Annotated in this window: 9 protein-coding genes; 4 read left to right on the forward strand and 5 right to left on the reverse strand. The window is 60.2% G+C overall.

Features of this window, described 5'->3' with window-relative positions; translation table 11 throughout:
- Positions 1 to 191: 191 nt before the first annotated feature.
- A complete protein-coding gene (gene bchJ, locus LC354_RS11215; RefSeq protein WP_223423832.1) occupies positions 192 to 812 on the reverse strand; it encodes a bacteriochlorophyll 4-vinyl reductase in 621 nt (206 codons plus the stop codon).
- Positions 812 to 2,503 carry a magnesium-protoporphyrin IX monomethyl ester anaerobic oxidative cyclase gene (bchE, locus tag LC354_RS11220; protein WP_223423834.1) on the reverse strand — a complete coding sequence of 564 codons (1,692 nt, stop codon included), beginning with the start codon at positions 2,501 to 2,503 and terminating at the stop codon, positions 812 to 814. The genes bchJ and bchE overlap by 1 nt, the downstream gene beginning before the upstream one ends.
- A 231-nt stretch (positions 2,504 to 2,734) precedes the next feature.
- On the opposite strand from bchE, the gene LC354_RS11225 reads away from it, so the two are divergent.
- Positions 2,735 to 3,517, forward strand: coding sequence for a transglutaminase-like domain-containing protein (locus LC354_RS11225; protein WP_223423836.1), 783 nt, complete (start codon positions 2,735 to 2,737; stop codon positions 3,515 to 3,517).
- Positions 3,518 to 3,653: 136 nt separating this feature from the next.
- Positions 3,654 to 4,388 (forward strand): peptidase, encoded by a 735-nt coding sequence (locus LC354_RS11230; RefSeq protein WP_223423838.1) that lies wholly within the window; start codon positions 3,654 to 3,656, stop codon positions 4,386 to 4,388.
- Positions 4,389 to 4,406: 18 nt separating this feature from the next.
- Here LC354_RS11230 and LC354_RS11235 read toward each other — a convergent pair whose 3' ends face one another.
- Genes LC354_RS11235 through LC354_RS11245 form a run of 3 tightly spaced genes read right to left on the reverse strand, consistent with a single transcriptional unit; the run spans position 4,407 to position 11,009 of the window.
- Positions 4,407 to 5,285, reverse strand: coding sequence for a transglutaminase family protein (locus LC354_RS11235; protein WP_223423839.1), 879 nt, complete (start codon positions 5,283 to 5,285; stop codon positions 4,407 to 4,409).
- Between the two features lie 3 nt (positions 5,286 to 5,288).
- Complete coding sequence (locus LC354_RS11240; protein ID WP_223423841.1) at positions 5,289 to 7,700, reverse strand: circularly permuted type 2 ATP-grasp protein; 2,412 nt, start codon at positions 7,698 to 7,700, stop codon at positions 5,289 to 5,291.
- 3 nt (positions 7,701 to 7,703) lie between these two features.
- Positions 7,704 to 11,009, reverse strand: a complete 3,306-nt coding sequence (locus LC354_RS11245) for a transglutaminase family protein (protein WP_223423843.1) — start codon at positions 11,007 to 11,009, stop codon at positions 7,704 to 7,706.
- Between the two features lie 268 nt (positions 11,010 to 11,277).
- Between LC354_RS11245 and LC354_RS11250 the strand changes: the two genes are divergently transcribed.
- Both LC354_RS11250 and LC354_RS11255 read left to right on the forward strand, forming a co-directional pair.
- A complete protein-coding gene (locus LC354_RS11250; protein ID WP_223423844.1) occupies positions 11,278 to 11,430 on the forward strand; it encodes a hypothetical protein in 153 nt (50 codons plus the stop codon).
- A gap of 220 nt (positions 11,431 to 11,650) precedes the next feature.
- Positions 11,651 to 11,854, forward strand: a 204-nt coding sequence (locus LC354_RS11255; protein WP_223423846.1) for a hypothetical protein, incomplete at its 3' end; no start/stop codon positions are given.

Below are 11,854 nucleotides of genomic sequence, written 5' to 3' on the forward strand. Positions count from 1 at the left end.
GGGAGGGCAGCGATGGAACGCTGTGCGCTGCCCAAAGAACTTTTAAGAAACGGCTTTGTCCGCAGGGAAGGGTGCCACAATATCCGCACTCGCCTGTCTGTCTTCCTTTTAAGGCGCAGGCTGCGGCAGTCCGTGGTTTGCGATGGCATCCCGATCGCCGATAAAGTCCGGCGCGGCTGCCCCGAACCTCATCAATCGGCCTTGCGGGCAAGAGTGATTTCAAAACGGCAAGCCGGAGCTCCATGTGCACAGCACGCAGTGTGGGACACTTGGGCATCTTTCGCGACAAGCGTTCGGAACAGACGGTCAAAGACGGCGACGTGCCAGGGGCAAAATGGCTGGGCAAGCGGGTTGTCGATGATCTCCAGAACGCTGGGATTGCCGGGCTGAGTGCGCACCCGCCCGGTGCCTGCAAAAGTCCACGCATTGGACGCCATCGCTTTGAGCAGAAGCCGGGCTGACAGTCGGGGCGGCAGCAGTTTCATGACCCATTGCGCCGGTCGCGGAATACGGTTGGCCAAGAGGTAATCCGCTGTCCTGTACCCTGCATCCATGGCAATGCGGATTGCGTCGTCGGGCGGAAGCGTCAGGCGCAGCGTATCATGCAACCGTGCGGCGATGGCCTGATCCACCATCCGTTCGGGCGGCATATCCAGCACCGGGCCCAGATCGGCTGCCACGAACACCTGCCGGGCCAGGCCGTCCCCGCCGAGGGCGCGCAAGGCGGCAGCCACTTGCGTGACTGCGTTGGGGCCAACCTTTGCCTCCGGGTTCGCAGCCTGTTCGGTGGGGGAAACCGCGAGCGTGGCCATCACGCATTCTCTCTGGCTTGACCCGCATCTTCGGGCAGCCGGAACTCTGCCGTGTCCTCCATCTGCTCTGTCCCGCCGCCGCAGGCCATCACCTTGGCCGCGTTCCGCTCTTCTGCGCGGGCCTTGCCCTGGGCACGCACGGCTTCTCGACGCTCCTTGGCGCGGGCCGCGCGATCTGCGGCTGCCTCCCAATCGGCGATCTGCGCGGGCGCGATCTTGCGGCTGTCGTCAAAGTGGAAATCCACCTTCTTCTTGGACTGCGGCCCGGTATAACCAACCTTGCCCAGATCATAGAACGTGCGCGCAAACCCGGCCTTGGCAAAGGCCTTGAGACATCCCAGAAGGTACCGGCGCCGGAACCCGGTGCCCCGCCACGGATAGTGGAACAGTGCCTTGATCATGTAAAAGCGTCGGTAATTGTTCATCACCCGGTCCAGCAATTCGGCCCGGTCCATGGCCTCGGGGCGCATGATGGGGGTGACAAAGTTGTACTTGTCGAAATCAAAAACTTCCACCTTGTCGCCAAGCTCCTGATAGAGCGGGGTAAACGGCCACGGTGTATACATCGACCAGTTCGCCAGATCCGGGTTCCATTCGCGAGCGTATCGATACGTTTCTTCGAGCGTCTCCGGTGTTTCGTTGTCGAGACCGACGATGAACTGCGCCTCGGTGAAGATATCGGCATCGCGCAGCAACTGGATGGCGCGGCGGTTGTCTTCGACCTTGGTTTCCTTGTTGAACAGGTCCAGCTTCAGCTGAGCGGCCGCTTCGGTGCCGAGCGACACATGCACCAGTCCCGCCTTGCGGAAGAACGGCAGCAGATCCTCGTCGCGCAGGATGTCTGTGACGCGGGTATTGATGCCCCATTTGATCTTGTCCGGCAGGCCGCGATCAATCAGTTCCTGACAAAACTGAATGAATTTCTTGCGGTTGATGCTGGGTTCCTCGTCCGCGAGGATAAAGAAGCCGACGTCATGGTCGTTGACCAGTTTTTCGATCTCATCCACGACCTTTTTGGGGTCGCGGACGCGGTAGTCCCGCCAGAACTTCCACTGTGAGCAGAACGAGCAGGTAAACGGGCACCCACGCGCCATGCTTGGGATCGCGACCCGGACACCCAGAGGCACATAGATGTAGCTGCCCCAGTCGAGCAGCGACCAGTCGGCTTCGATCGCATCAAGGTCTTTGACGGTCGATGCGGCTTGCGTGGCGATGATCTCGGTGCCGTCTTTATAGGCGATGCCCTTGATCGACTTGCGGTCCGCAGGCCAGCGCCCTTCGTCATAGGCACGCAGCAGATCGACGATGATCTCTTCGCCCTCACCGCGTACGATGACGTCGATCCAGGGGGCCTCGGAAAGCACTTGTTTATACATGAAGGTGGCATGCACGCCACCCAGCACGCCCAGGGCGTCCGGGCAAACTTGCTTGGCGATCTCCAGCACGCGCTCTGCCTTGTAGATGGACGGCGTGATGGCGGTCACGCCGACGACGTCGGGCTGCAAATCGCGCAGTTTGTCGGCCAAGGCGTCGTCTTCGATATTGTGGGTCATCGCGTCGATGAAGGTGATGTCGTCAAAGCCCGCTGACTTCAGCGCGCCCCCGATATAGGCGACCCATGCCGCAGGCCAACTGCCTGCAATCTCGGCGCCGCCTGAATGATAATTTGGATGAACAAGTACGATTTTCATGACGACCCTCCGCATGGACTCGCAGATTATTTTACCCGGAAAGTGTCAACTTACATTGACATGTATCAAAACCTGTTCGCCCAGGGTGATGTGTTCGGGCACCCGCTATGTGCACATCATTTCGGCTCACCGTTCAAATACTTCCGCCGATTGGGACAAATGGTGTCGACAGTCGGGTGATAGACTGCGATAGCGCGCGTCTGTTCCCATTTTTCCGGCTTGGAGGTTATCGTGCTGCTTAACGTGACGGCCAGTTTGATCTATTCGGCGACGCAGTCGTGCGACGCTTTGCTTCAAGTCGAGGCAACCAGCGACGCTGGGCAGCGTTGCGAAGCCTCCCGTCTGTTGCTTTTGTCGGGGTCGGATTTGGGGCAGGTCGAGGGCGAGGATGCCATCGGCACCCGCAGGTGGGTATCCGTCACGACGCAACTCGACTGCCGGTATGAAACGCAGGTGGAGATCACCAGACCGGATGTTGATCTGAGCCAGCTTCAGGAGACGCCCCGGTACCAGCTTCGGGGGGCTGTGATCCCGTACCTCATGCCATCGCGCAACTGCCAGTCCGACCTGTTTCTGGACTTTACGGCCAGTCAGTTCAGTGACCTTCGGGGCGGTGCATTGGTGCAAGCGATGAGCGACTGGATCAAGACCAATTTCAACTACGACATATTTGCAAGCAACGCAGGCACGACCGCGACGGAAAGTTTCTCGAGCCTGCGGGGGGTTTGTCGGGATTACGCGCATGTCCTGATTGCATTGGTGCGCGCCGTGGGCATCCCCGCGCGCTTTGTCAGTGCCTATGCACCGGACGTGAAACCTCAGGATTTTCATGCCGTGGTCGAGGTGTTTCTTGAAGGTGACTGGCACCTTGTCGATCCGACAGGCATGGCCCAGCCAGCGGACATCGTGCGAATCTGTGTGGGGCGCGACGCGGCGGATGCGTCCTTTCTGACCTCCTACGGCTTTTTGACGCTGCAAGAGCAAAGCGTGCAGGTGGAGCGGTTGGCGGTTTGATGGGCATCTTTGCCTCGGTCGCATCGAATTGCGTTGTGCCTGTGCGAAACAGGACGGAGCAATATTGTATAGTTAACCTTTCCACACTAGAGATTTCTCGGCTACGTCCCGTGGCCCTCCCTGTCGTGGATTCGAAATGACTTATTGTGTTGGCCTTTACCTGAACCGTGGTCTTGTATTCATGTCCGACACGCGGACGAATGCCGGGGTCGATAATTTTTCGACCACGAAAAAGATGTTTTCGTGGGACATCCCCGGGGATCGCGCGATCACCATCATGACGGCGGGCAACCTTGCCACGACGCAGGCGTTGATCAGTATTCTCGAAGAACGCTCCAAGGTTCTGTCGGAGCGCAATCCCACGATTCTGGAGCTGCCCACCATGTTCGAGGTCGCGCGCTTTGTCGGCGCGACCCTCAAGGAAGTGATTCAGGGCGGCGGCGTGGACGGTCAATCCGCGACCTCTGCCTTCAAGGCGTCCGTGATTGTAGGTGGCCAGATCAAAGGCGGCTTGCCGACGCTGTTTCTGGTCTATCCGGAAGGGAACTTTATCGAAGTGACCGAGGATGCTCCGTTTTTCCAGATCGGAGAGACGAAATACGGCAAACCGATCCTGGTGCGCGCCTATGATCCTGACATGAGCTTCGAGGATGCGATCAAGCTGATGATGGTATCCTTTGATTCCACGATCAAGGCGAACCTGTCCGTCGGCCTGCCGCTGGATATTCAACTCTATGAAGTCGACAGTTTTGCGCTGGAAACTCAGCCGCGCGTGACAGCGCAGGATCCCTATTTCCAGTCGATCAGCGCCGGTTGGGGGGACGCCTTGCGCACGGCGCTGATGCATCTGCCAAGTTACAAACGCAGCTGATCCCGCGTCGATAGCGCCTTAATCGACGATTGCCACATCCACGGCCTGCGTGTTTCTTTGCCCGCCGGATGACCGCAGGTGTCCGCGCACCGGCGAGACATCGGAATAATCGCGCCCATAGCCCGCGACGATATGGTCTGTGCCGACCAGCGTGGCATTGGTCGGATCGTATTCAATCCAGCCTTGATCCGGGCCGCACCACGCCCGCACCCATGCGTGCATCGCATCGGCTCCCTCGAGCTTTACGCCGCCGGGCGGCGGCAAGGTGCGCAGATAGCCGCTGACATATCCCGCCGGAATGCCCAGGGATTGCAGGCCAATGATCATGATGTGGCTAAAGTCCTGACAGACCCCGCGACGCAGGCGAAAGGCATCTGCTGCATCGGTATCGACGGTTGTGGCCGTCGCATCGAAGATCATTGCATCATGCAACGCTTTGCCGATGCGGATCACATTTGCGGTCGTACTTGCATTTGCATCATAAAGGTCATGCGCGAAATCACGGATCGCGCGGTTTGGCGGCAGGCGCGGGCTGGGCCCCATGAAATGCAAGGGCGACGACGGCCCCAGATCGGTCAGCGTGTCACATAAGGAGCGTATTTGCGCAACCTGTGGCGACAGGTCCTGCCAGCGCAGGGGCGGTTGCATTTCAACATGGCAAGACAGACGGATCGACATTTCAGCATGCTGATCGCGATGCGCACAGGAGGTTGTCATATTACCGAAAAAATCGACGGATTCGGCGCGGGATTCCGGTTCCGGAAAGATTTCGAGCAGATGGGTTGTCAGATTTTGACGGCCCGCCACGGCCCGGGGCAGCACGCGGATCAAATGACGGCTGTTGGCCGCGGGCTGGTCGTAATAATGGGCGATCGTCAGGCGAATACTGTACATCATGGGTCAGGCCAGATGATAGGCGTTCAGGGTGTCGGATATGGCCCAGATGTCCTGTTTGACCTGCGTCAAAACCTCAGGAGAAATCATCGCGGGGTCACTTGTTGCCAGTTGAGTTTCCAGCAACAGAACCTGACGCGCGACGTGGCTCATGTTGTGGCCGGTATGTTGCGCAGGCAGGTTGGCGATGTGGTCCTTGCTGCGCGTGATGTGGTAGCGGACCGACCGGGGATTTTGCGGATCAAGGGCCAGCAGATCAGTCACCGAAGCGCGATTGGCCGCAATCTGAAACCGGGTCCGATGCGAAACGACGCTGTCTCCGATTTCCAGAGCAAGGTCCAGCGCGCCGCTGGGGGCATCCGCTGACATGCAGGCCGCTAGCAGGTCACACATATTCGCGGCCCGTTCCAGCGACGTGCCGATGCTCAGAAAACGCCAGCCGTCCGACCGGTACATGTTTTCATGGACAAGTCCGGCAAAGCCGGTGATCTGGCGCAGCAGCCTGCTGATCTGGACGGGGACATCCTCAAGTGGGACAGACATGCCATCAAGGAACTTTGCATCCTTCACCAGCCCGCGCAGCGCCATCATTCCGTCCGGTGAAAAGCGGTCACTGATGCGCGATGCCGATTGCAGCGCAAGTCCGAGCGGTTCTCCAAAACGTGCGGCAATGGCAGAGGCGTTCGGCGCAACGCCGTTCATAAGTTGATCGCGCAGATACAGGGGCATGATGTCGCCGTGATCGGCCCCGTCCGCAATCCGCGCAAAATAGGCCCGGAACATCCGCATGTTCTGTTCGGATCGTTCAACATAGCGCCCCAGCCAGAACAGGTTGTCCGCCGCCCGGCTGGGCAAGAGAGAATGGGTCAGACTGCGGGTGACCGTGTTTTTCTGCACCGCCAATAGGGACGGTGTCTCCACCCGCTTGGGGCTGGTGACCCAGACATCCGCCACTTTTCCGCCGCGCTGCATGGCAAGGGCCTTGGCGTCATTGCCCGCGCTGATCCGCGCGTACCCGCCGGGCATCACCGCCCAGCCGTCCTCGGTGCGGCCAAGAGAGATACGGATACACATGGGGCGCGCAGCCAATTGACCATCTTCCCAAACCGGTGTGGTCGACAAGGTGACGGCTTCTTGCCCGACAAGGGTATGGCCATCGGTTTTCAACAAATCCGCCAGTTGCTGCGCATGCGCCCCGTCTGACAGATTGCCAAAGGCCGTGGTGCGGGGATCAGCCATGAGCGGCACGGTCGAAAAGGCATCGCCGATCATCATACGTTCGCTGTGGGCGATGACATGGTCCCGCTGGCTCGCCTGCCCGCACCACCACGTCGCAATGTTGGGCAGGGCCAGCCCGCGCCCCAGATGCGCCCGTGCGATCCTTGGCAAAAAGGCCATCAGCGCACGTGTTTCGAGCACGCCGGCACCAACCATGTTCACCGTCTTCAGCGTCCCGTCGCGGATCGCCTGCACGAGGCCCGCCGCGCCCAGCATCGAGGTGGAATCGAGTTCCAGAGGGTCGAACATCGCGCTTGGCAAACGGTTCCACAGCAGGCTGACGGGTTTCAGGCCTGCAACCGTGCGCACCATGGCCTTGCCGTCCTGAACGATCAAATCTTCGCCTTCGACCAACAAGAGGCCCAAATAGCGGGCCATATAGGAGTGTTCGGCGTAATTCTGGTTCATCGGACCGGGCGACAGCAAGGCCACTTCGCCCGAGGTACGCCCCTTGATCTCCATCAGCCTTTGCTGAAATTCCTGAAAGAATCCAGCCAGCCGATGAATATTCGCATTTGCGAAAAACTTCGGGAAAACGCGGCCCATCGCGATCCGGTTTTCGACGGCAAATCCGGCGGTCGAAGGGGCTTCGACAAGGTCGCTGATCACCCACCACTGGCCATCGGGCCCACGCCCGATCTCGAAGGACAACGTGTTGATCAGATGCGCGTCTTGCTTGCCAACCCCGACCATGGGACGCAGCCACGCCGGATTCTGGCTGAGCAGTTGCGCGGGCAACTGGCCCGAACTCACCAGAGCGTTGTCGCCGTAGAAATCGCGCAAGATGTATTCCAGCAAGTCGGCGCGCTCGACCAGGCCGTCGGAAATAACCTGCCATTCGTCTTCGCCGATGATCACCGGGATATGGCTCAGTGGCCATTCCCGTTCGGTTGACAGAGTTTCGTCATATTGACGGTACAGCACCCCGGCATCGCGCAGATATTGATCCCCGCGCGCAAAGCGCGCCGCCAGTTGGTCTGCCGACAGCCTGTTGAGATGGGCAAAGAAGGAGGCCCAGACGGGTTTTATCGTCCCGTCCGGTGCCAGCATCTCATCGTTGAGGGCCGCACCCGGCACGCCGTAAGACCCCAGCAAGTTCTGGTCGGTCTGGGCGCGCGCGGAGGGGTGCGGTGTTTGCATCGCTTAAAGGCCGGCCCTGCGGCGCAGATCCAGCGTCATCGGGAATTCGGGATGCGGACGTTCCGGCAGCGGTGGTGCTGTCCCGGCGCTGTGGCCCATTTTCTCAAACCTGCTCAAACGCCGCGCCTCTGCTTCGTTACCGTTGACGGGGAAGGTATCGAAATTGCGCCCGCCCGGGTGGGCCACATGATAGCGGCACCCCCCCAGCGACGTGCCCGTCCACGTATCAAAGATATCAAACGTCAACGGCGCGTCCACTTCAAGCACCGGATGAAGCGACATGGCAGGTTTCCACGCTTTGTAGCGCACCCCGCCGACCCGCGTTCCATTGGTCGCCGTGGCCGTCAAGGGGACCGGGCGACGGTTGGCCGTCACGATATAGCGATCTGGGTTGGCCCCGGTCAGTGTGACCTGAAGCCGTTCGGACGAGCTGTCGGTATAGCGGACCGTGCCGCCGATTGCGCCGGTTTCGCCCATCACATGCCACGGCTCCAGCGCCTGGCGCAGTTCGAGCGTTATGCCTTCGTATGTGACCTCACCGCAGAAGGGAAACCGAAATTCCGCCTGTGCTTTGAACCAGTCGGGATCAAAGGCCATGTCATGACCGCGCAAGTCGGCCAGAACGTCGAGGAAGTCTTCCCAGATGAAGGCAGGCAGCATGAAGCGGTCGTGCAATGTTGTACCCCAGCGGGTCAGGTTGCCACTGATCGGTGCCTCCCAGCAGCGCGCGATGATGGCGCGCAGCAGCAATTGCTGGGCAAGGCTCATCCGTGGGTTCGGCGGCATCTCGAAGCCGCGGAATTCGACCAGCCCAAGCCGTCCTGTTGGCCCGTCAGGCGAAAACAGCTTGTCGATGCAAATCTCGGTCCGGTGGGTGTTGCCGGTGACATCGATCAGCGCATTGCGCAACAGACGGTCGGTGAGCCAGGGTGGCGGCGGAGTGCCTTCGGCGGGTGGCCAGATCTGGTCCAGCGCGATTTCAAGCTCATAAAGCCCGTCATGGCGCGCCTCGTCGATGCGTGGCGCCTGACTGGTGGGGCCGACAAAGGTGCCCGCGAACAGATAGGACAGGCTGGGATGGCGCTGCCAGAACAGGATCAGGCTTTTGAGCAGATCGGGGCGGCGCAGGAATGGGCTGTCACCCGGTGTCGCACCGCCCACAACCACATGGTTGCCACCGCCGGTGCCGGTGTGCCGTCCGTCGGTCATGAATTTGTCGGTGCCAAGGCGGCATTGGCGCGCCTCTTCGTAGACGGTTTGCGTAGTGTCCACGCACGCCTCCCAACTGGCGGCGGGGTGGATGTTCACCTCGATCACACCGGGGTCGGGGGCGATGCGCATGACCTCGACGCGCGGATCATGGGGCGGAGCATAGCCTTCGATCAGTACCTTTCGCCCGGTGGATCTGGCGGCCCCCTCAACGGCGGCGATCAGCTCCAGATAATCTTCCAGCGTCTCGACCGGGGGCATGAACACGCACAGGCGTCCATCGCGCGGTTCGACCGAGATGGCGGTGCGGACGCGCCCGTTGAGATCACCCAGCGTTTGGGCGACTTGCTCTTGTCCGGCGCTGGCTTGGGTGCGCTGCGCGACGGGTTGGTCCGGCGCGGGCGCCGGGGGCAGCGGGTCGCGCGGTTCCGTGGGATCTTGCGGCACGATAAAGGGATAATTGCTTTCTGGAATATGTGGCAGGGTTCCAAGCGGCAGGCGATAGCCCACGGGGCTGTCACCGGCCACAAGAAACACCTTGCCCCGGCGCAGTTCCCACACTTCGGACATCCACCGGCTTGCGGCACGGGCCTGCCAGCGCTGTACCGGCAAGACGTAGCCTGCGGGCGTCGTCAGGCCGCGCTCGAACACCCGCGCGATACGCGCGCGCTCTTCGGGGTCAGCCAGTTTGGAATTCTCGGGCGTCACATTCGCAGGCAGGTTGCCTTCCTTGATGATCCACTCGGCGGGATCCTCAAAGGCGGGCAACACGTTTTCCGGGGGTACCGCGAGATTGGCTGCAATGGCGCTGAGCAGGGCTTGCGCGTCGTCGGGGCCGACATCTTCCTGCGTATCTTCGCGGGCCAGCAGATCGGGATCGTGCCAGATCGGCTGACCGTCCTTGCGCCAATAGAGAGAGAAGGTCCAACGCGGCAGCGTCTCTCCGGGATACCATTTGCCCTGCCCGTAATGGAGCAATCCGCCGGTCGAAAATCTGTCCTGCAAACGGCGCATCAACTGATCGGCCAGCCCGCGTTTGGCCGGGCCAACCGCGTCCGAGTTCCACTCCGCGCTCTCGAAATCGTCGATCGACACGAAAGTCGGCTCGCCGCCCATGGTCAGGCGCACGTCACCCGCTTCAAGGCGTTTGTCGACCGCTTGGCCGAGCGTGTTCAACGCCTCCCATGACTCGTCCGAAAATGGCTTGGTGATGCGGGGATGTTCCGCGGTGCGCGTCACCTGCATATCGAAGGAGAATTCGACGTCGGCCGCACTTGCCACACCGGAGATCGGGGCCGCGTGACGGTAATCGGGCGTCGCGGCCAGCGGAATATGGCTTTCCCCGGCCAGCAGACCCGATGTCGGATCAAGGCCAACCCAGCCCGCGCCGGGCAGGTAGACCTCGACCCAGGCATGCAGATCGGTAAAATCGGTGTCGGTGCCGGCAGGCCCATCAAGCGCGATGAGGTCAGGCTTCAGCTGGATCAGATAGCCCGACACAAAACGCGCGGCGAGGCCGAGATTGCGCAGCACCTGCACCAGAAGCCAACTGGTATCGCGACACGATCCTGCCGCTCGTCCCAGCGTTTGCTCGGCGGTTTGCACACCGGGCTCCATGCGGATTTCGTAATTGATTTCGTTGGCCAGACGGCTGTTCAGCATCACCAGAAAGTCAATCGTCACCATCGGATCGCGCGCAATCGTGGCCATGAAGTTTTGCAGCAACGGCCCGACAGGTTCAGCGCGCAGATAGATGCTCAGGTCCGGCGCGATATCGGCGTCATAGTCAAAGGGAAAGGTCTTGACGGACTCTTCGACAAAGAAATCAAACGGATTGTAGACGGACATGTCCGCCACCAGATCGACTTCGATCTTGAATTCGCGCACGGGTTCGGGGAACACGAAACGGGCGAGCCAGTTGCCATAGGGATCTTGCTGATGGTTCACGAAATGGCCCGAGGGCGACACCGTCAGGCTGTGCGAAATCACACGCGTGCGCGAGTGCGGCGCGGGCCGAAGACGGATCGACTGCGGACCCAATGTGACTGGCCTGTCGTATTTGTAATGCGTCAGATGGTAGATACTTGCGGTGATTGACATGTCGGTCTCTCCTTGCCTGCATCATGACGGGGGCGCTGCATCGCAGCAACCGCCAAATCGTTTTAACTGCACTCCCTTTGGACCAATTGACCCCTTGCAACTTTTTCTGCCTTTGAATTGTCCCACGGAGCAGTGACGAAGCCGGGTGTGTGGGTTTTGAAGTCCTCTGATCGGTTACAGGGGCAGCCGCCCGGTGGCAACGCGTGCCGCGCGCATACATTTCGTTCCTGTGAGAGGCAAATTTTGGAAATGCAGGGTTTGAATGCATATGTCCCCAATTCAAGGCGATGATGCCGCGATTGTGAGATTGGACAAATCGGTCGCTGGGTTCACCCGGGATGTTTCGGATCACGTCCCTTTGGTGATACGGATGATCAGCCGGGACGCTCCGGTGCAGGTCAGCAAGGGCAAGGCCAACTGATTTACCAATGGGCCGAGCGTCGAGATGTTGGAGTTGGCAGTGCATTCTCACTCAGGTCTGCGCTTGTCCAGCGGAACGGTGCAAGCCTTGCCAACTGTAAGGGCTCACCGCGCGGTTTTGCGGCGAGCGTGAGATCTACTGGCGGTGTCTTCTCCCCGAGGTCACCGCCACCATGGATTGGATCAAATGACGTGCCTGAGTATCCGGCGCCAACAGAACCATGACGGCGCAATTGGATTTGCAACTTGTCACGGTTGAGGTCTTCAAAGCCTTTTCTCCGGTCCAGAATTTTGATGGCCACGGAAATGCACGGCCTTCTGCCTCAAAGTTGCAATTTCCACTGCTATCCGACATTCCCCAAGTGGCCTGCCATCTGACGCGAAGATCGCCTGATCAGGCCTGCGGATCAAGTATCTTTTACCTC

The organism is Tateyamaria pelophila, from assembly GCF_019966495.1.
In the GTDB taxonomy this organism is placed as follows: domain Bacteria; phylum Pseudomonadota; class Alphaproteobacteria; order Rhodobacterales; family Rhodobacteraceae; genus Tateyamaria; species Tateyamaria pelophila.